The sequence below is a fragment of the Flagellimonas amphidinii genome, from assembly GCF_013090115.1.
GTDB lineage: Bacteria > Bacteroidota > Bacteroidia > Flavobacteriales > Flavobacteriaceae > Flagellimonas > Flagellimonas amphidinii.
Window position 1 is genome coordinate 95,975 of record NZ_JABFNN010000044.1, and the last position, 20,687, is coordinate 116,661.

Genomic DNA, 20,687 nt, shown 5'->3' on the forward strand with positions numbered 1-20,687 from the left:
TAGTCTTTATAGATTACTGTAAAAATCAATAATATCACCTTCAGCAACATCTACAATAGCTTTTTTCAAAGCATTTGTCTTACCATGCTGAATTCCTGTTTTGGTATAGCGACTCTTACGATTTGGACCATAGTTCATGGTTCTCACCTTTTCCACAGAAACACCATAGGTAGCCTCCACCGCTTCTTTGATTTCCAACTTGTTGGCACTAGGGTCAACATAGAAACCATAACGATTGAAAAGCTCGCTATCAGCAGTCATTTTTTCCGTAATGATCGGTCTTATCAACACACTCATGATACTTCTATTTCTTTAGGTTCGATTCAATCCCTTCCAAAGCACTCTCAGTAAATATCACATTATTTGCATTGACAATTTTGTAAGTATTTAATTCTGAGCTTGTTACAACTTCGGAGCGCTCCAAATTGCGCGACGACAAATATACATTATTATTTGAATCGCCCAACACGATAAGAGACTTTTTATTTTCAATTCCAAGAGAGGTTAAAAAAGCAACAAAATCTTTTGTCTTTGGCGTTTCAAAACTGAAATCTTCAACAATAGTGATTGCCTTCTCTTTGGTCTTTAATGCTAAAGCAGATTTTCTAGCCAATCGCTTCACATTTTTGTTCAATTTTTGACTGTAATCCTTAGGTCTTGGACCAAAGATTCTACCTCCACCCCTAAAAACAGGAGATTTGATACTACCCGCCCTTGCGGTACCTGTACCTTTTTGCTTCTTGATTTTCCTGGTACTTCCAGCAATCTCAGCTCTTTCCTTGGATTTATGGGTACCTTGTCTTTGATGGGCCAAATACTGCTTTACATCCAAATAGATGGCATGCTCATTGGGCTCTATACCGAAAACATCATCAGAAAGATCTACCTTTCTTCCTGTTTCCTTTCCTTTAATATCTAAAACTGCTACCTTCATTACTTCTCAATTGTTACGTAAGCATTTTTATGACCAGGAACACAACCTTTAACTACAATAAGGTTTTTCTCTGGAACCACTTTCAACACTCTCAAGTTTTGAACTGTAACTCTTTCACCACCCATTCTTCCTGCCATTTTCATTCCTTTGAAAACACGAGCAGGGTATGAAGCAGCACCGATGGAACCAGGAGCCCTCAATCTATTATGCTGACCATGGGTCGCTTGTCCTACACCTCCAAAACCATGTCTTTTAACAACACCTTGAAAGCCTTTTCCTTTTGATGTACCAATGACATCAACAAATTCTCCTTCTGCAAAAAGATCAACACCTACGGTATCTCCCAATTTGTATTCTCCTTCAAAATCACGGAACTCAACGACTTTCTTCTTTGGAGAAGCACCTGCCTTTTTTACATGGCCGATTTCAGCCTTGCTTGCACGTTTTTCTGCCTTGTCATCGAAACCGAGCTGAAGGGCACTGTACCCGTCTACCTCTTCGGTTCTGACTTGGGTAACCACACATGGCCCAGCCTCAAGAACGGTACATGGAACATTCTTTCCATTCTCGTCGAAGATGCTGGTCATGCCGATTTTTCTTCCTATTAACCCAGACATATTTATTAATTATTAATTGTTTACTTTTTATCATGCCGATCCGATTTATCGGCAAAAAAATTGGGTCAAGAAAACACTCTGCTCTGACCCAGATTTTTTTCTTTCTCCGTTTTTCTCGAACCATCGTCCGAGACATGTCCTCCATCCCTGGGGATGAAATCTACTTAAACTTTTATCTCAACCTCTACACCACTAGGAAGCTCAAGCTTCATAAGGGCATCAATAGTTTTTGACGAAGAGCTATAAATATCCAAAAGTCTCTTGTAAGAACTCAACTGGAACTGCTCTCTCGATTTTTTATTCACGTGAGGCGAACGCAAAACCGTAAATATTTTTTTGTGCGTTGGCAATGGAATAGGTCCCGTAACCACAGCACCGGTAGTTTTTACCGTTTTCACAATCTTTTCAGCAGATTTGTCCACCAAATTATGATCGTAAGATTTCAATTTTATTCTAATTTTTTGACTCATCTTGCTGAAATTAAGCGGTTACTCCTTTAGCTGCCTTGATTACTTCTTCCGCAATATTGGAAGGTGTTTCGGCATAGTGTGAAAACTCCATAGTGGAAGTAGCTCTACCCGAAGACAACGTCCTCAAGGAAGTCACATATCCAAACATCTCGGATAGTGGAACTTCAGCTTTAACAACTTTAGAACCAGCTCTATCATCCATGTTATTCACCTGACCTCTTCTACGATTCAAGTCACCTACTATATCACCCATGTTTTCTTCTGGAGTTAAAACCTCCAATTTCATGATGGGCTCCATCAAAACAGCACGTGCTTTTTTAGCTGCTTCTTTATAACCAAGCTTTGCAGCCAATTCAAAGGACAATGAATCAGAATCCACAGGGTGGAAAGAACCATCCTTAAGAGTAATCTTCATACTGTCCATTTCAAAACCAGCCAACGGACCATTCCTCATAGCTTCTTTGAAACCTTTCTCTACAGATGGGATATATTCTTTAGGAATGTTACCACCTTTGATTTCATTGACAAACTCCAATCCCGCTATGGTCTCATCACCAACAGGCTCCATAGTAAACACGATATCAGCGAATTTACCACGACCACCTGTTTGCTTCTTATATGTTTCTCTATGATCTGCAGTGGCAGTAAGAGCTTCTTTGTACTCAACTTGAGGTTGACCTTGGTTCACCTCAACCTTGAACTCACGCTTCAAACGATCTACAATGATATCCAAGTGAAGCTCACCCATACCAGAAATAATGGTCTGGCCAGAAGCTTCATCTGTCTTAACCTGGAATGTTGGATCCTCTTCAGCCAATTTAGCCAAAGCCATACCCAATTTATCCACATCAGCCTTGGTTTTCGGTTCAACCGCAATACCAATTACTGGATCAGGGAAGTCCATACTTTCCAAAACAATAGGATGTTTCTCTGCGGACATGGTATCTCCAGTCTTAATATCTTTAAATCCTACTGCAGCACCAATATCTCCTGCCTCAATATATTCAATGGCATTTTGCTTATTGGAGTGCATCTGATAGATTCGAGAAATACGTTCTTTTTTACCTGAGCGATTGTTCAAAATATATGAACCCGCATCCAAACGACCAGAATACGCTCTAAAGAATGCCAAGCGACCTACAAATGGATCCGTGGCAATTTTAAATGCCAAAGCAGAAAATGGTTCTTTTGGATCTGGCTTTCTAGTAATCTCAGCTCCGGTATCAGGATCCGTACCCACGATATCATCCTTATCCAATGGAGAAGGCAAATAGCGACACACAGCATCCAACAAGAACTGAACCCCTTTGTTTTTAAAGGAAGAACCACACACCATAGGAATGATGGCCCTATCCATAACTGCAGCCCTTAACGCAGCATGCACCTCTTCTTCTGTAATGGAATCTTCATCTTCGAAGAATTTTTCCATCAACTCCTCATCATATTCTGCAACCGCCTCAATCAAAGCTGCACGGTATTCCTTAACCTCATCTTGCATCTCTGCAGGAATATCGATGACATCAAAAGTGGAACCGAAATTCTCATCATGCCAAACAATGGCCCTGTTCTTTGCCAAGTCAACAATACCTCTAAAATCAGCTTCATCACCAATCGGCAATACAATCGGCACCGCATTGGACCCCAACATTTCACGAACTTGCTTGCACACGTTCAAAAAGTTAGATCCTTGGCGGTCCATTTTGTTAACGAAACCAATCCTAGGCACTTTGTAGTTATCGGCCAATCTCCAGTTTGTTTCGGATTGAGGCTCCACACCATCAACCGCACTGAACAAAAAGACCAAACCATCCAAAACACGCAACGAACGGTTTACCTCAACGGTAAAGTCAACGTGTCCGGGAGTATCAATAATATTAAAGTGGTATCCTTTGGCATCTGCCGTAGGCTTTCCATTTTCTGTTGGAAACTGCCATGTACAGGTTGTTGCAGCAGAGGTAATGGTAATTCCACGCTCCTGCTCTTGCTCCATCCAGTCCATGGTGGCAGCACCATCGTGCACCTCACCAATCTTATGGCTCACACCTGTATAAAAAAGAATACGTTCTGTAGTGGTTGTTTTTCCAGCATCAATGTGAGCTGCAATACCTATATTCCTTGTATATTTTAAATCTCTTCCCATTTTATGAACTAGAATCTAAAGTGTGAGAATGCTTTATTGGCCTCCGCCATTTTATGTGTATCTACTCTTTTCTTAACCGCAGCACCTTCTTCTTTTGCCGCAGCCAATATCTCTGAAGCTAATTTCTGGGCCATGGATTTTTCATTACGCTTTCTTGCATAACTGATCAACCACTTCATTGCAGTTGATATCTTTCTGTCTGGACGAATTTGCATTGGAATTTGGAATGTTGCACCACCCACTCTTCTACTTCTCACCTCTACGTGTGGCATTACATTGGAAAGAGCATCTTTCCACAATTCCAAACCAGTTTTTTCCTCGTCATTGTTTTTTTCATCGACAATATCAATTGCGTCGTAGAAAATCTTAAATGCAATTGATTTTTTACCATCCCACATCATCATGTTCACAAAACGCGTGACCAATTGATCATTAAATCGCGGATCCGGTAATAATGGTCTTTTCTTTGCCTGCTTTTTTCTCATTGCTTCTGCTTAAAAGTTTGTTTACTTTTTAGGACGCTTAGCACCATACTTTGATCTTCGCTGCGTTCTTCCCGCCACTCCGGCAGTATCCAACGCACCACGAACAATGTGGTATCGCACACCAGGCAAATCCTTTACTCTTCCACCTCTTACCAATACTATCGAGTGCTCTTGGAGATTATGTCCTTCGCCAGGGATATATGCGTTCACTTCCTTACCATTGGTCAACCTAACCCTTGCAACTTTTCGCATTGCAGAGTTTGGTTTCTTTGGCGTGGTCGTATAAACACGCGTACAAACCCCCCTTCTTTGAGGACACGAATCCAAAGCAGCCGATTTACTCTTCTTGGTAATTGTGACTCTTCCTTTTCGTACTAATTGTGAAATTGTTGGCATTAAATTTCCTTTAAAAACTAAATAACCCTCATTTTGAGGGCTGCAAATGTAGTGATATTTCCCAATAATTCAAATACCCAATGATTTTTTACTCAAATATTTTTTGAGGCTTTACCCAAGTTTAACACAAGAAAGTAGATTTACAATTATAGACAGGCGATTAATTTTCAGAAAAATCATTAATTCAACCTGAATCCAATAAAAACAAAAACTTTTACCAGCGATATTTATTATATAATATATTAAGGTATAAAACTACTTTCTTAAAAAACCACTCTCCTTCTTATATTAATCTTGATGACAGCAAAAACATCAACCAAAAATTTCATCTTAAAAAACACGTTTCGCTCCACGAGCAACATCCACCCCAATCCTTTCCGCCTAACCTTACCACACACAAAACAAAATCTAATTCACATTTCAAAAACGATTGATTTTTCAGGCCTGATCATTTAAAAGCTCTCATTTTTATGGCATTCATAAATTTTAACATTGCCAATTATCGCTCATGCAATTGCAGGGGACTTCTTAAAATTTTAGTAAAATTAGTTTGGATTATTAACATGAAATTATGATTTTAGCGGCTAGCTAATTCAAATAATTTTAAAATGAGAACAAAACTTAATGGATTGTTAACGCTGTTATTGGCGTTTGTTGTGCATATATCCTTTGCACAAGACAAGTCGATTACAGGTACTGTTACGGATGCTGATGGGCTTCCGTTACCTGGGGTCAACATTGTCGTAGAAGGGACCACCAATGGTACCCAAACAGATTTTGATGGAAACTACGCCATCAATGCTAGTGAAGGCCAAGCGCTACTTTTCACTTACATCGGGCAAAGACCTGCGAGAAGGGTTGTTGGTGCTGCGAGCGTAATCAACGTTCAAATGGAGGAAGACGCACAAGCCTTGGAAGAAGTAGTGGTTACAGCTCTTGGTATTAAGAGGGAGAAACAAGCATTGGGTTATGCAGTTACCGAAGTGGGTAGTGAAGATCTTGAATCTCGCCCAGAAGGTGATGTTGCCAGAGTACTCCAAGGTAAAGCAGCTGGTGTTCAGATTACCAACCAAAGTGGTCTTTCTGGTTCTGGTACAAATGTGATCATTAGGGGTATTTCTACTTTTAGTGGTAGCAACCAGGCTCTTTTCATTGTTGATGGTGTGCCTTTTAGTTCTGACACCAACTCTGTTGGTAGGCAAGGGGACAGACAGGACTTTGTCAACGGTAACAATGGTTCCAGTCGTTTCTTAGACTTAGACCCAAATAGTATAGAAAGTGTAAACGTTTTGAGAGGTTTGGCAGCTGCCACACTTTACGGTTCTCAAGGGCGTAACGGTGTAGTCTTGATTACAACCAAAGGAGGCTCAGCAGGTACATCCGGTCCAAAAAAGACTGAGATTACCGTAAACTCTTCTATCTTCTTTAATGAAATAGCTTCACTTCCAGACTACCAAAACGAATATGGAAATGGTTTTGACCAAGCTTTTGGTTGGTTTTTCTCAAACTGGGGACCAAGCTTTGACAGAGAGGGACCTTCAGGCTGGGCAAATCAAAATGCTATAAATGGTACACTTTCTGGTACTGCTGGATTCTTAAGACACCCCTACTCAACTTCTACCAGTGCCATCCAAGCGGCATTTCCAGAATTCCAAGGAGCTTTGTATGAGTGGAAACCTTATGACAGTGTTGGGAAATTCTTTAAAACAGGAACTGTGGCCAATACCTCTATCAATGTTAGAGGAGCCTCTGATGATGGAAAAATTGGTTACAACCTCAACTACGGTTACCTAAAAGATAATGGTTTTACTCCCAACAACAGTGTAACTCGTAACACATTATCTGTAGGTGGTAGAGCTATTCTCTCCAACAAGTTTACCGTTAATGGCACCTTGAATTATGCAAGAACTAAATTTGTTTCACCGCCAGTTGCATTAAGTCAGGGTAACGGTTCTACGGGTACAGGCTCTTCTGTATTTGGTCACCTTTGGTTTACACCTCGTAGTATTGACGTACAAGGCCTCCCTTTTGAAGACCCAATTACTGGTGGAAGTGTTTACTACCGTCAAAACAACTCCATACAGCACCCACTTTGGACTGTGGCTAACTCTGAAACTAGTCAGGAGACCAATAGGATATTTGGACAAGCTGCCATTCAATATGATTTAAGTGACAACTTGAACTTGATTTACCGTGCTGGTATCGATGTGTACAGTGAAAACAATACAAACTACCAAAATAAAGGTGGTATCGGTGGTGGTGCTAGAACCGTTAGTGGTTTCTATGAAACTTGGAACAATACCAATACCATCTGGGACCATAACCTTGTATTAAACGGGGACTATGATATCACTGAAAAAATTGGAACTACATTTAACGTTGGTGCAACTACAAGAAGAAACGTTTTCGATCAAAATGGTGTGGCCAGTGACGGACAACAAGTATTTGGTGTATTGAGACACTTCAACTTCTTAAATCAAAATGAGATTCAAACGTTTACTGAGCTCAACATCGCAGGGGTCTATGCCCAAGCGGATTTTGATTATGACAATATGCTTTACTTGACGTTGGCAGGAAGAAACGATTGGGTATCCAACTTCTCCAAAGACAATAGAACCCAGTTCTATCCCAGTGCTAGTTTATCTTTTATTCCAACCGCAGCTTTTGATGGTTTGAAATCTGAAAACGTTTTGAACTACTTGAAAATTAGGGGTGGTTTAGGAGTATCCGCAAACTTTGATGCTGGTGTTACCAACTATCCTGTAGCAAGCACACTATTCTTGGACACTCAAGATTTCCAAGATGGAACAGGAACCAATGTGGTTACCAACACTACAGGTATTCGTCTAGGAAACGAAAATCTTCAACCTGAAACGTTGGAAGAGGTAGAACTAGGTATCGAATCCAGATGGTGGAACAACAGAATTACTTTTGATGCTTCTGTATATCAACGTAAAACCAATGACTTGATTTTGGATAGACCACTTGACCCAGCTACTGGATTTACGGTTACCGCCACTAATATTGGTGAGATTGAATCCGAAGGTGTTGAGGCAGATTTAGGAGTTGAATGGTTTAGAGCTAGTGAAGAAGGTGGTTTTAGCTGGAGAACAAATTTGAATTTTACAGCTTATGAAACTACAGTTACCGATTTAGGACTTGATACTGACCAAGTAATCTACTCTGGTTTCTCTAACCTTGGTAATGCCGCAATACAAGATGAGCCACTAGGTGTATTCTTCGGAAGCCGTATCCTTAGAGATGACAATGGAGATTTTGTAGTAGGAGCTGATGGTAATTATGTTCAAGATCCTACGGATGGAATTATTGGTGACCCTAATCCAGATTGGGTAGCTAACATCAGCAATTCTATTTCTTACAAAAACTTCACTTTAGGGTTCCAGTGGAACTATACTCAGGGAGGTGATGTTTATTCATCGACAGTTTCAACTTTGTTGGGTAGAGGTTTGATTACCGAAACTGTAGATAGAGAAGACACGTATATACTGCCAGGTGTTGATGCTAATGGCAATACGAACAACTTACAGATTAACAACTCTACTTACTGGTTCAGCAACATTCTTTTTGGACCAAGCGAGTTACAAGTATATGACGCTACTACACTTAGGTTGCAAGAAGCTTCTTTGAGCTATTCGCTACCAGGCAAGTTCTTGGATAAGACGCCATTTGGAGGCTTGACCTTTACAGTTTCAGGCCAAAACCTATGGTTCAGAGCTTTCAACACACCTAAAGGAGCCAATTTCGATCCCAATACTGCCGGTCTTGGGGTATCCAATGGTCAAGGCTTTGACTTCATCAACGGTCCAAGTTCCAGAAGATATGGGTTGAGTGTAAAAGCAACATTCTAAGACTAAAAAAACTATGAGAATAATGAGAAATATTAATAAATATATAGCAACAGCGGTTCTTGGAACCATGTTGGCAATGGTTTCATGTGAGACTACTGAATTGGATCTCACGCAAAACCCCAACGCACTTACCCCAGACCAAGCTAGTGCGGACTTCTTTTTGAATTCCATTCAAGAAGATTTTATAAGACAATTTGAGGGCGATGCAGATAACGACCCAAATGACAACTGGGCATCTGGTGGTAATACCACTGGTGATGGCTTCTTCGAAATAGGAATGGAACTTACCAGAATTGTTAACATGGGTGGTAGAAACTACTTAAGCGTCTACCAAGGTTCTGATATGTCTGATGAGTGGACCAATGCCTACCGAGGTATTTTGGCTGACTTAAGAAAAATGGAGCCTCTTGCAGAGGAAGCAGGACTTACACATCACCTTGCAATCGGTCAGTTTATTGAAGCCTTTTTAATGGTTTCTATGGTAGATTTCTTTGGAGATGTTCCCTACACTGAAGCAATTTCTGCTGAAGGAGAAGCGAATTTTAATCCTGCAGTGGACTCTGGAGCCAGTATCTATGATGCCAGCCTTGCCCTATTGGACCTAGCAATTGCTAATTTCAACAGTACTGCATCTGCAGAACCTCCAACAGATTTTTATTATGGTGGTGATTATGAGCTATGGGTAAAGGCAGCAAACACCTTGAAAATGAAAATTTACATGCAACGTAGATTGGTAGATGGTAGTGCTTTGGCAAGTTTCAACTCTATTGTTTCTAGTGGAAACTATATAGCTGATACCTCTGAAGATTTAATTTGGTCTTGGCCTGGCACCAATGCAGCACAACCAGATACCAGACACCCAAGATATGGTCTTCAATATACTGCAGAAGGTGGCGGCGACTACATGTCAAATTGGTTGATGGGCACTATGGACGAACTAGAAGACCCAAGGATTAGATACTATTTCTACCGTCAGAGTCCTGGTGTTCCCGGTGCTGCTGGAGTTGATCCAAATGAGGAAACTTTGGTCTGTTCCTTAACTACACCTCCACAGCATTATGTTGATGGTGGATTTAGTTACTGCTGGTTGGACAATGGATACTGGGGTAGAGATCATGGTAATGCAGAAGGTACTCCACCAGATGGATTGTTAAGAACTTGTTTTGGTGTATATCCAGTAGGTGGTTTGTTTGACGATGATAGTTTTTCCGAAATCGGTTTAGGTGCTGGGGCCGGCGGTGATGGTATAAGTAACCTTCTGACCGCTTTTGGAGTTGACTTTATGCTTGCAGAAGCAGCAATGGTATCTGGAAATACAGCTGACGCTAGAACAGCTATGTTGAGTGCTATTACTAAATCAATTGCAAAGGTTCAAGCTTTTTCTGCTAGCCGTTTGGGTAGTGCAGATGCTTCCTTTGCGCCAACTGAAGGAGAAATTACAGCTTATGTAAATGCCATAGGTATTGCATTTGATGAAGCTGATACCGATGGTAAATGGGATATTTTGGGAGAGCAATACTTAATTGCGCATTTCGGAAATGGTGTAGAGCCATACAACTTCTACAGAAGAACCAATTTCCCTACCACATTGCAGCCCAATTTGGAACCTAACCCAGATGTGTTTATTCAATCCATGTATTACCCTACAAATGCTGTGAATAACAACTCAAACATCTCTCAAAAAGCAAACCAGCAACAAACTGTTTTCTGGGATGATAATGGAGTACCTCCAGCTAACTAAAAAAATTGTAATGAACATAAAATTAAAATTCATGAAAAATTTAAAAATCTATATACTGCTAGCTCTAGGGGTTTTCGTAGCCTCTTGTAGCGAAGATGACAAGGTGACTGTACTTATACAGGATACCACTACGTCCGGTGCAGTCTTAAGGACATTGGCTTCCTCAGGATCACTAGACATGTTCGACACGGCCAGTGTAATGTCCTGGACTATCCAGGAGCAGGATGCAGAAGGCGGTGCGCTTACAGACAGAATAGAAATTACCGCTAGCTTTGTGGACAACAACGGAACAGATCAGTCAGTTTCTGGTTCAGCCTTGGCCACAATTACTGAGTTTGGAGAGACTGATGGTCTTCCATCTTTTGACTATAGCATAACGCTTGACGATGTGCTAACGGCTACAGGAATCTCCTTGGACGATATACTTCCGGGAGACCAGTTTATAATTGACATGGAACTATTTTTGACCGACGGACGTTCTTTCAAGAATTCCGATACCACGGGTAACGTAAGTGGCGGTTCATTCTTTAGCTCTCCATACCAATACACTTTTACTGTTGATGATGGTATTGAATTTGAATACGAGGATGTGAATAAAAATGAAATTTCACTTACCAATCCAAATGAGGATTATGCCATTGACATTACTATCGACTCTCTTGGTGTTACGAATATATCTACCTTGAATGTCTACAGAGAATTTGTTGATAGAAGTATTGAAGAAGATGGTGTTGTACGCTCAGAGGAAGAAGCTGAATTCGAAACCTTTTCCATCCAAGATGATTTTACCATTGATGCAGAAACTGGAATTGCCTCTTTGTCTTATGTGATTCCGTTAGATGATTTGTATGGCGATAATCTTACTTACGATGATTTAGGTCTAAATGATGGCTTCAATTTACGATATGAAATTATTACTAATGATGGAAGAATCGTAACCACGGATGAAAGCGGTACCGAATATTATGATACCGTAATTGTTACAGAATGTATCCAGCTGAATGCTGATGCTCCGTTCCCAGGTGAATATACCATTGAAATGGTTGATGACTATGGAGATGGTTGGAATGGGGCTAGTTTGGAAGTACAAATAGACGGAGGTGAAGTGGAAAGTTTCTTGGTTGAAACTGGAGATGAAGCCACTGGCACATTCACTGTACCTGAAGGAGCAACCACTTTGGTTATAACCTTTATTTCTGGTGATTGGGATGGAGAGATTTCATACAAGATTCTTGACCCTAATGGCAACACAGCTGCTGCAGTAGCACTTGGATCTGCCGCTGCCGGAGAAATTGAACTACTTGTTTGTGAATAAACATTATCAAGTAGATTAATAATACTTGCAAAAGGGGCGCCTATGGCGCCCCTTTTTTCTATTTATACCCATAATTATTAAATTACACCAATAGAAAAATCAATACCATCGCCAATTATCAAAACTTGATGACTTGGTTAAATTTTGATTAAATTTGAAGCAAAAGATGCTATGAAAACTTCCTATATCTTCGCTGCTCTATTTGCAGTGACTTTACTTCTACACTCCTGTGCCGATGATGGCAATACTGTTGCTCCAATGGATGATGACAATTCCTCTTCAGAAAACCCGACTGATGACTCTGCTACAGATGATGACTCTGCAGATGACGATTCCGATGATGATGATGATGATGACTCCGACCCATCTTCAGAGGTCGGAAAAAATGCGGGTGATGTGGAAGTATTCAACAGCGATTTAATATATGATGGATATGTTTTAATAAACGATGCAGGAAATGACCGGGTATACCTTATGGACAAAAAATCCACTATTCTTTATGAATGGGACATCCCCTCAGGAATTGGAAACGATGTAGAATTATTGCCTGATGGACGCCTTGTGGGAATCATGAAAGCTGACGACCCAAAAATTGAATATGGAGGACAAGGTGGTAAACTACAATTTGTGAATCCAGATAGCTCTATTGAATGGAACTTTGATTATTCCTCAGAAGATTATATAACTCACCACGATGTTGAGTTACTGCCCAACGGTAATTTAATTACCATAGTCTGGGAGAAAAAAACAATGGAAGAAGCAGAACTTGCAGGCTCAAGCCTTGGAATTGATGTTTTTCCAGAAGCCATAATTGAGGTAGACCCAACTACTGATGAAATTGTTTGGGAATGGCATTCTTGGGATCACCTTATACAAGACTTTGACAATACAAAAGAAAATTACGGAACAGTCACAGAAAATCCCCAATTGATCAACCTAAACTATGTAACGGATGCAGAAGGAGACATTATGCATGCAAATGGCATTGAATACGACGAAGTAAATGACCTGATTTACCTAAGCATAAACTTTTTTCATGAAGTTTGGGTTATTGACCATAGTACTTCTAGCGAACAAGCGGCCTCTCACGAAGGTGGGAATTTTGGTAAAGGAGGTGATTTAATCTACAGATTTGGTAACCCTGAAGCTTATGGCAATACTATGGGGGAAAGGCTCTTCCGAAACAATCACCATCCAAGACTTTTAGATGGAGTGGATTTAGGCAAAATTTCAATTTTTACCAATGGAAATGGAGCTGACCCGCAGCAGTCCACTGTTTATGAACTGCAACTGCCCAATCCCTTAAATCTATCACCCAATACCAATAACGAACCCAGTGTGGCATGGAGCTTTACTAATGCTGACCTTTATTCTCCAAAAGTATCCGGTATGGTAAGATTGCCTAATAGCAACAGACTAATAACTGAAGGAGATTTTGGCGCATGGGAAGTTACAGAAAGTGGTGAAGTTGTTTGGAAGTTCATCGGACAAGGATTTTTCTGGAGAGCATATCACTACGCAAAGGACGATGCCGCTATAATTGCATTGGGCCTTTAATTGCTTAAAACAATTGTAAATACCATTTTGTGATTTTGTAAAGTGACACTTCTATGAGCAATTTTCTTCGGGTATTGATTTTATTGACATTAGTGGTAAGTTGTGTTTCCTCAGAAAAAGATAACGCTCATTATACAACTGAAACAAACCCTCCCAGTAAAAAACATGTATTTACAAAAATAGAAAGTGCACAAAGCGGTATAACCTTTTCCAATACCATAGAGCATGATGTCTCAACCATGCACAATTTATTCGACTATGATTACTTCTACAATGGTGCAGGTGTAGGCCTTGAAGATCTTAACAATGATGGACTGCTAGATGTTTTCTTCTGTGGCAACCAAGTAGCCAATAGATTATATCTCAACCAAGGTGAATTACAGTTTAAGGATATTACCAATACTGCCAATATCAATACAGGAAAATATTGGTCCAATGGCATCTCTTTTGTAGATATCAATAAAGATGGGTGGATGGATATTTATGTGTCGCAAGGCGGTCCACATCTTCGTGAAAACAGGAAAAACTTGCTGCTCATCAATCAAAAAGATGGGACTTTTTTGGAAAAAGCTGAAGATTACGGTTTAGCGGATGCTGGCATTAGTACTCAATCCGTCTTTTTTGATTTTGACAAGGATGGCGACTTGGATTGTCTGGTCATGAATGAGAACGAACTTTATGGGATGGACCCTATTTCATTCAACAAATACCTAGAAGCAAATCAAGAAGCTATTTATTATAATTCTTCCCATCTGTACCGGAATGATGGTGGTTCATTTGCCGACATTACCAAAAGTGCTGGTTTGGAAAAACCCATTTTTGGCCTTGGTTTGGTTGTTTCTGATATTGATGAGGATGGTTGGCTGGATATTTATATGGCCAGCGATTACTATCTTCCGGATGTACTATACATTAATAATCAAAACGGAACCTTCTCCAATAAGATAAAAGAATCTACCAATCAGATTTCCTTTTATGGTATGGGTATAGACATTGCCGACCTTGACAACGACAATCTTCAGGATATTTTTGTACTGGATATGGCCGCCAACGATCATGTGCGATCTAAAACGTTAATGGCCTCCATGAATACCAAACGCTTTGATTACTTGGTGAACAAGGCTGGATTCCATTATCAGTACATGTACAATTCCCTACAAAAAAATCTTGGTGGAGCCAAATTCAACAATATTTCCCAATTGTCTGGTGTTGCCAATACCGATTGGAGCTGGTCCGTGCTTATGAACGATTTTGACCTTGACGGCCATAAGGAAATCCATGTGACCAATGGCTACCGGCGGTATGCATTGGACAATGACCTTCAACGTAGGGTCTTTGCAGCCAAACAAAAATATAGAGGTCAAGTACCCTTAGAAGTAAAAAAGCAATTGTACGAATCCATGCCTTCGGAAAAGTTACCGAATATCTTGTACAAAAGAACGGCAGACCTTACTTATAAAAATCTTTCCAAAGACTGGGGACTTGATGATTTCTCCTTTAGCAATGGAGCCGCTTCTGGAGATTTGGACAATGATGGTGATTTAGATCTCGTCATTAACAATATGGATGATGAGGCTTTTGTATATCAAAATCTTTCCATTGAAGAAAACAAAGGCAATTATTTAAAGGTAATTGCTCAGGGGGACTCTTCTGAGGAATTTGCCAAGGTAAAAATAACCGCCGGTGGAAATTCCCAACTCATTGAAATAAAACGAATACGAGGTTATAGATCTTCGCAAGAAAACACTGCTTTATTTGGTCTAGGGGGAAACACTGTTGTGGACACCATAAGTGTATTCTGGAACTCTGGAAAGATGGAACAAAAATTTGATATTCCCGCTAACTCCACAATTACATTTGAAGAAAGTGAAGCAATAACCGCTATCAAAAAATCCGCTACTAAAGCCCATTATTTTTCCAAAGCAAATGCGTCAAAACTTGGATTGGATTTTGCCCATAGTGAAAACGCTTATGATGATTTTGAGAAAGAAATACTACTTCCCTACAAACAATCCACTCTAGGGCCTTTTATCACCAAAGGTGATATCAATGGTGATGGACTGGAAGATATGCATGTAGGAGGCGCTTCAGGACAGGCGGGGCAACTTTTTCTGCAATCCCCCAAAGGATTTACTCCAATCACCTCCCCTGCTCTATTAACAGATGCGCAATTTGAGGACATGGAATCTATATTTTTTGATTTTGATGGAGATTCTGACCTTGACCTTTATGTAGTCAGTGGAGGAAACGAGTTTGCAGAACATTCATCATATCATACAGATAGAATTTATATCAATGATGGAAAGGGCCAATTCAGCAAACACATTGAAACCACTCTAACCAATTATCCGAAAAATGGAAAAACAGTATCCATTATTGATTACGACAAGGATGGAGACCATGACATTTTAGTAGGGAACAGGGTTGTTCCCCAGAAATATCCTAACCATCAATCTTCTACCCTATATGAGAACATGGAGGGTAAACTAGTCGACGTCACTCAAAAAATAGCTCCAGAACTACTTGATTTTGGTATAGTAAACGATATACAAACCACAGATATCAACAATGATGGATGGATGGATTTCATAGCTGTGGGCGAATGGACCGGAATAGGAATATTCATCAATCAACAGGGCTCCTTTAAAAGTTTAGAAAAAGAAAATACGGCTCTAAATGAAAAAGGATGGTGGTTTTCAGTTCATGAAACTGATGTCAACAATGATGGCCTTAAAGACTATATAATAGGAAATGTGGGTTTAAACATCAAATTCAAGGCCTCCGTAGAAAAACCATTCAAAATTTACGCAACAGATTTTGATGACAATGGCACCAACGACATTGTTCTGAGCAAAAAATATAACGGCACCTACGTTCCAGTTCGCGGCAGGGAATGTTCTTCACAACAAATGCCTTTTATCAAAGAGAAATTTGAAACTTACTCAGAATTTGCAAATGCCTCCTTGGTGGACATTTATGGTGAAAAATTGAGTTCCTCATACGAGAATAGCGTTACCGAATTTAAATCCATAGTATTGATCAATAAAGGTGATTTAAATTTTGAAAAACAAGCACTCCCCATTGATGCGCAAGCTTTCCCGTTATTAAATGGTGTTTTGGTCGATGTAAATAAAGACGGCTATGAAGATGTGATTACTGTAGGAAATATATTTGGCACTGAGGTAGAAACCCCAAGGCTTGATGCACTATCGGGAGTAATACTACTATCTAATGGAAAGGATGGATATATTAGCGTACATTCGCAAGATTCAGGATTGTTGCTACAGGGCAATGTGAAAGATGTTGAACTTATCTCAACTTCTAAAAATGAGCGATATTTGATCAATACGGTCAACAATGGTCCTTTGGGAATTCATAAAATCTCATCATAAAGGCGATTGATGAAACCTTTTTATTTAACCTTTACCAATGAGTGAACAGATATACGGAATTAGGGCAGTTCTTGAAGCAATTGACGCCAACCAACCCATCAATAAAATATTCCTCCAAAAGGGCTTAAAGGGCGAGCTTTTTAAAGAATTGGAGACATCCATTCGAAAAAATGGCATCAGTAGCTCTTATGTCCCTATTGAAAAACTCAATCGGTTGACAAGGAACAACCACCAAGGGGCGGTCGCTCAAATTTCTCCGGTACAGTTCCAAGACTTTGAAGTCATGGTGGAACAAGTAGCCCAAAAAGAGGAAAAACCTTTTTTTCTGCTTCTAGATCAAGTATCCGATGTGAGAAATTTTGGAGCTATCATCAGAACAGCCGAATGTAGTGGAGTCCATGGCATCATTGTTCCTAAAACTGGAGCTGCTCCCATAACTGATGATACGGTAAAAACATCTGCTGGAGCTGTTTTTAATGTTCCCATTGCCAAAGTGGACCATCTTAAGGATGCTATTTTCTATTTACAATCCATGGATATCAATATTGTGGCAGCCACTGAAAAGACCGAAAATGAAATTTACGAAGTAGACTTCAATAAAGCTTGCGCAATAATCATGGGAGCCGAAGGCAAGGGCATTTCACCTTCCATACTCAGTATTGTAGACCACAAGGCCAAACTCCCGTTAATGGGAAAAATAGAGTCCTTAAATGTTTCCGTAGCCTGTGGTGTGTTTTTATATGAAGTAGTCCGGCAACGAAAAGGCTAGGTGTCACCTTTCTTTTTATACTCATAGTTGATTTTGACAGCCTCTTCTTCAGTATCATGCGGATTACCTTCAATAAAGTTTCCATTTTCATCAAAATGCTTTAAAAAAGGGTCATTTTCCTCATCATAATCCTCTTTCTCCCAATCGTATTTACGTTCAGCAGGAACTTTCACTTTAATCAATAAGGCCAGCAACAAACCAGTTATAAAGCCTGAAAGATGTCCTTCCCAAGAGATACCATCCTTTACGGGAAAAATGTACCAGATCATACTTCCATAGATAAAAACCACCACCAATGAAAGCGCTACCAATCTATAGTATTTTGCAAAAATTCCTTTAAAGAAAATAAAGCTGGCCAAAACATAAATAACACCACTGGCCCCAATATGGTAGGAAGGTCTAGCTATCAACCAGGTCATTAATCCAGAAAGAAGAATGCCCCACAACAAGATTTTAGTTGCCGATTGACCATAGAAATAATACAAAAAAGCGGTCAAAACAACCAAAGGCAAAGTATTATTATAGAGATGTTCCAAAGAGCCATGAATAAATGGACTAAAAAGGACTCCTCTTAAACCTGATAATCGTCTGGGGTATATCCCATAATCATTAAAATTGACCCCAAAACGTACTTCTATCCAGAATACAGTCCAGATAAGGAGTACTGCCAGTAAAGGAGCAAATAGAACTCCATTGGAAAATTTAAAATGACTTTTCTCTTCCACGCTGATTCAACTTCAATTATCTGACCATACCCTTGAATTTACACAAATTGTCATGTTCTTCCATAAAACCGTTGATAAGTTGGACGTATATGACCTCTAAAATTGTCTTATTTTTATCGTTATGAATGAACCTTTGGCAGAGCGTATTCGGCCTAAAACATTGGAAGACTATGTTAGTCAAAACCACTTGGTAGGCCAAGATGGCGCCCTAACACATCAGATTAAAAATGGAATAGTCCCTTCATTGATATTTTGGGGACCGCCCGGGACGGGAAAGACCACATTGGCCAATATTATCGCCAATGAAAGTCAACGCCCATTTTATACCCTAAGTGCCATAAGTAGTGGCGTAAAAGATGTGAGGGAAGTCATTGAAAAGGCCAAACAAAGTGGAGGCCTGTTTACTTCCAAAAATCCAATTTTGTTCATAGATGAAATTCATCGTTTTAGCAAATCCCAACAAGATTCGCTATTGGGCGCCGTGGAGAAAGGTTGGGTAACGCTTATTGGTGCCACTACCGAAAATCCAAGTTTTGAAGTTATTCCCGCATTACTTTCCAGATGTCAGGTCTATATTCTGAATCCTTTTAGTAAAGAAGACTTAGAAGCACTTTTACAAAGGGCTCTTGATACGGATGAAGTACTAAAATCAAAAAAAATAGCTCTAAAAGAAACCGAAGCTTTGCTTAGGCTATCGGGAGGCGATGGCAGAAAGTTGTTGAACATCTTTGAATTGATTGTCAATTCAGAAATCAACGAAAAAATAACCCTCACAAATGAACTGGTCCTCAACAAAGTACAAAAGAACACCGTATTATATGATAAAACGGGAGAGCAGCACTATGACATTATATCGGCCTTTATTAAGTCCATTAGGGGCAGCGACCCTAACGCAGCAGTATATTGGCTGGCAAGAATGATAGAAGGTGGTGAGGATGTAAAGTTCATAGCTCGAAGAATGGTGATTTTAGCTTCTGAAGATATAGGAAATGCCAATCCTACCGCTTTGGTGCTGGCAAATACCACCTTTCAAGCTGTAAATACCATTGGTTATCCAGAAGCCCGAATCATTTTGAGCCAATGTGCCACTTATTTGGCGAGTTCTCCAAAAAGCAATGCAAGTTACATGGCCATCAAAGGTGCTCAACAAAAAGTTAGGGAAACAGGTGACCTTTCTGTTCCCTTGGCCATTAGAAATGCCCCCACAAAATTGATGAAAGACCTAGGCTATGGCAAAGGCTACGACTACGCCCATGACCATGAGGACAATTTTATTGATTTTGAATTTTTACCTGAAGAAATTTCCGGGACCACTTTTTATCAACCTGGTAAAAACCCAAGAGAAAATGCCATGAGGGAATTTCTTAAGAAACGATGGAAGGACAAGTACGGATTTTAGAACTTAATGTGAAGTTCTTTTGACATTTTTTCACCGTTTTTGGAGTATTCAAGCATCCATTTACCTTCTTTCTTAAAGACCATTCCATTGGCTCCTTGATAATCTACAAGAAAAATATTGTCCACAGAAGTTTCTTGAAGTTTCATTACCACTTTTGGAGTGCTGTCCACCAACTGGTACCCTCCACCTACGGGCTGTGCATAAAGGATTTCTGACGAAGAGGCTTCAATTGCCCCAACTTTAGCTTCTGCTTCTTCCTTCACTTTTTCTGCCTTAGTAAAATTTGATGCTACCGGTTCTTTGGATTCATAACTTTGATTCTCAGGGGTAGCTTCTTGGATCACCACTTTAGGGTCCGGTTTTTTCTCCAATGATTTTACATCATCTTTAAAACTTACTATGATTGGAGCTTCAGCAGGTTTTTCCTCAACTTTTTCTTTTGGGGTATATTGATAATTAATCCCGTTAAAGGAAGTAAAGGCATCTTTCAAAGCTTCTCTGTAAGCTACCTTATATTCCTTGGATTTACTTTTACCTTCTATGGTTCTAAAAACCTCAATTCCTTGGCAATCTTTAAAAACCACATTCACTTTAGTAGTGAACATGGAAGATTTATCCAAAAAATCAGCCAATAGTCCCAAACATCTATTACTGACCAAATCCACAGGCAAAGCATCCTCATAAACCGCATTAAAACCTTTCTGAGTGAGTAAATGCTTTAACATTGTACTGGTTTGATGCTTATTTTCTTGCTTGAAGGCATCAAACTTTTTGGGCACAATTATGTACTTATACTCGTTAAATTGAGCATTCATGGCACTGTGAAAACCCATTGCAAATACTACTATATATATAAGTTTTGATCTCATAGGGAACAG

16 protein-coding genes are annotated in these 20,687 nt (G+C 39.8%); 7 read left to right on the plus strand and 9 right to left on the minus strand.

The genetic code is table 11. The features are described 5' to 3' along the window. Nucleotides 1-6 precede the first annotated feature (6 nt). The 7 genes from rplW to rpsL form a co-directional block, all read right to left on the minus strand. The gene (gene rplW, locus HJC33_RS16320; protein WP_171659912.1) at nt 7-297 is read right to left on the minus strand and encodes a 50S ribosomal protein L23; all 291 of its coding nucleotides are present in this window, start codon (nt 295-297) and stop codon (nt 7-9) included. Between the two features lie 7 nt (nt 298-304). Next, nucleotides 305-934, minus strand: a complete 630-nt coding sequence (gene rplD, locus HJC33_RS16325; protein ID WP_171659913.1) for a 50S ribosomal protein L4 — start codon at nt 932-934, stop codon at nt 305-307. Continuing rightward, nucleotides 934-1,551, minus strand: a complete 618-nt coding sequence (gene rplC, locus HJC33_RS16330; protein WP_171659914.1) for a 50S ribosomal protein L3 — start codon at nt 1,549-1,551, stop codon at nt 934-936. Before rplC ends, rplD begins: the two co-directional genes overlap by 1 nt. Nucleotides 1,552-1,715: 164 nt before the next feature. After that, nucleotides 1,716-2,021, minus strand: coding sequence for a 30S ribosomal protein S10 (rpsJ, locus tag HJC33_RS16335; protein WP_007094989.1), 306 nt, complete (start codon nt 2,019-2,021; stop codon nt 1,716-1,718). A gap of 10 nt (nt 2,022-2,031) precedes the next feature. Continuing rightward, the gene (fusA, locus tag HJC33_RS16340) at nt 2,032-4,161 is read right to left on the minus strand and encodes an elongation factor G (RefSeq protein WP_171659915.1); all 2,130 of its coding nucleotides are present in this window, start codon (nt 4,159-4,161) and stop codon (nt 2,032-2,034) included. Between the two features lie 8 nt (nt 4,162-4,169). Further along, nucleotides 4,170-4,646, minus strand: coding sequence for a 30S ribosomal protein S7 (gene rpsG, locus HJC33_RS16345; protein ID WP_171659916.1), 477 nt, complete (start codon nt 4,644-4,646; stop codon nt 4,170-4,172). 21 nt (nt 4,647-4,667) lie between these two features. Then, nucleotides 4,668-5,042, minus strand: coding sequence for a 30S ribosomal protein S12 (gene rpsL, locus HJC33_RS16350; RefSeq protein ID WP_031445118.1), 375 nt, complete (start codon nt 5,040-5,042; stop codon nt 4,668-4,670). A gap of 608 nt (nt 5,043-5,650) precedes the next feature. Between rpsL and HJC33_RS16355 the strand changes: the two genes are divergently transcribed. The 6 genes from HJC33_RS16355 (at nt 5,651) to rlmB (ending at nt 17,685) form a co-directional block, all read left to right on the plus strand. Further along, nucleotides 5,651-8,911: a SusC/RagA family TonB-linked outer membrane protein gene (locus HJC33_RS16355; RefSeq protein WP_171659917.1), complete on the plus strand. Its 3,261-nt coding sequence runs from the start codon at nt 5,651-5,653 to the stop codon at nt 8,909-8,911. Between the two features lie 22 nt (nt 8,912-8,933). After that, entirely contained in the window at nt 8,934-10,652 is a 1,719-nt protein-coding gene (locus tag HJC33_RS16360; protein ID WP_171659918.1) for a SusD/RagB family nutrient-binding outer membrane lipoprotein, read from the plus strand. 31 nt (nt 10,653-10,683) lie between these two features. Then, nucleotides 10,684-11,967, plus strand: a complete 1,284-nt coding sequence (locus tag HJC33_RS16365; protein ID WP_171659919.1) for a hypothetical protein — start codon at nt 10,684-10,686, stop codon at nt 11,965-11,967. A gap of 171 nt (nt 11,968-12,138) precedes the next feature. Continuing rightward, complete coding sequence (locus HJC33_RS16370; RefSeq protein ID WP_171659920.1) at nt 12,139-13,524, plus strand: arylsulfotransferase family protein; 1,386 nt, start codon at nt 12,139-12,141, stop codon at nt 13,522-13,524. A gap of 53 nt (nt 13,525-13,577) precedes the next feature. After that, nucleotides 13,578-16,916 (plus strand): VCBS repeat-containing protein, encoded by a 3,339-nt coding sequence (locus tag HJC33_RS16375; protein ID WP_171659921.1) that lies wholly within the window; start codon nt 13,578-13,580, stop codon nt 16,914-16,916. A gap of 37 nt (nt 16,917-16,953) precedes the next feature. After that, entirely contained in the window at nt 16,954-17,685 is a 732-nt protein-coding gene (gene rlmB / locus HJC33_RS16380; protein WP_171659922.1) for a 23S rRNA (guanosine(2251)-2'-O)-methyltransferase RlmB, read from the plus strand. Here the strand turns inward: rlmB and HJC33_RS16385 are convergent. Continuing rightward, on the minus strand, nt 17,682-18,410 hold the full coding sequence (locus HJC33_RS16385) for a rhomboid family intramembrane serine protease (protein WP_171659923.1): 729 nt from the start codon (nt 18,408-18,410) through the stop codon (nt 17,682-17,684). The two genes, rlmB and HJC33_RS16385, sit on opposite strands and share 4 nt — an antisense overlap. Nucleotides 18,411-18,531: 121 nt before the next feature. Between HJC33_RS16385 and HJC33_RS16390 the strand changes: the two genes are divergently transcribed. Next, entirely contained in the window at nt 18,532-19,809 is a 1,278-nt protein-coding gene (locus HJC33_RS16390) for a replication-associated recombination protein A (protein ID WP_171659924.1), read from the plus strand. On the opposite strand, the gene HJC33_RS16395 is transcribed toward HJC33_RS16390, so the two are convergent. Further along, nucleotides 19,806-20,678 (minus strand): hypothetical protein, encoded by an 873-nt coding sequence (locus HJC33_RS16395; protein WP_171659925.1) that lies wholly within the window; start codon nt 20,676-20,678, stop codon nt 19,806-19,808. The two genes, HJC33_RS16390 and HJC33_RS16395, sit on opposite strands and share 4 nt — an antisense overlap. Nucleotides 20,679-20,687 lie beyond the last annotated feature (9 nt).

Excerpts from the sequence above, each read along its gene's own strand:
- rplW (WP_171659912.1), bottom strand. The coding sequence starts at position 297 with ATGAGTGTGTTGATAAGACCGATCATTACGGAAAAAATGACTGCTGAT.
- rplD (WP_171659913.1), bottom strand. The coding sequence starts at position 934 with ATGAAGGTAGCAGTTTTAGATATTAAAGGAAAGGAAACAGGAAGAAAG.
- rplC (WP_171659914.1), bottom strand. The coding sequence starts at position 1,551 with ATGTCTGGGTTAATAGGAAGAAAAATCGGCATGACCAGCATCTTCGAC.
- rpsJ (WP_007094989.1), bottom strand. The coding sequence starts at position 2,021 with ATGAGTCAAAAAATTAGAATAAAATTGAAATCTTACGATCATAATTTG.
- fusA (WP_171659915.1), bottom strand. The coding sequence starts at position 4,161 with ATGGGAAGAGATTTAAAATATACAAGGAATATAGGTATTGCAGCTCAC.
- rpsG (WP_171659916.1), bottom strand. The coding sequence starts at position 4,646 with ATGAGAAAAAAGCAGGCAAAGAAAAGACCATTATTACCGGATCCGCGA.
- rpsL (WP_031445118.1), bottom strand. The coding sequence starts at position 5,042 with ATGCCAACAATTTCACAATTAGTACGAAAAGGAAGAGTCACAATTACC.
- HJC33_RS16355 (WP_171659917.1), top strand. The coding sequence starts at position 5,651 with ATGAGAACAAAACTTAATGGATTGTTAACGCTGTTATTGGCGTTTGTT.
- HJC33_RS16360 (WP_171659918.1), top strand. The coding sequence starts at position 8,934 with ATGAGAAATATTAATAAATATATAGCAACAGCGGTTCTTGGAACCATG.
- HJC33_RS16365 (WP_171659919.1), top strand. The coding sequence starts at position 10,684 with ATGAAAAATTTAAAAATCTATATACTGCTAGCTCTAGGGGTTTTCGTA.
- HJC33_RS16370 (WP_171659920.1), top strand. The coding sequence starts at position 12,139 with ATGAAAACTTCCTATATCTTCGCTGCTCTATTTGCAGTGACTTTACTT.
- HJC33_RS16375 (WP_171659921.1), top strand. The coding sequence starts at position 13,578 with ATGAGCAATTTTCTTCGGGTATTGATTTTATTGACATTAGTGGTAAGT.
- rlmB (WP_171659922.1), top strand. The coding sequence starts at position 16,954 with ATGAGTGAACAGATATACGGAATTAGGGCAGTTCTTGAAGCAATTGAC.
- HJC33_RS16390 (WP_171659924.1), top strand. The coding sequence starts at position 18,532 with ATGAATGAACCTTTGGCAGAGCGTATTCGGCCTAAAACATTGGAAGAC.
- HJC33_RS16395 (WP_171659925.1), bottom strand. The coding sequence starts at position 20,678 with ATGAGATCAAAACTTATATATATAGTAGTATTTGCAATGGGTTTTCAC.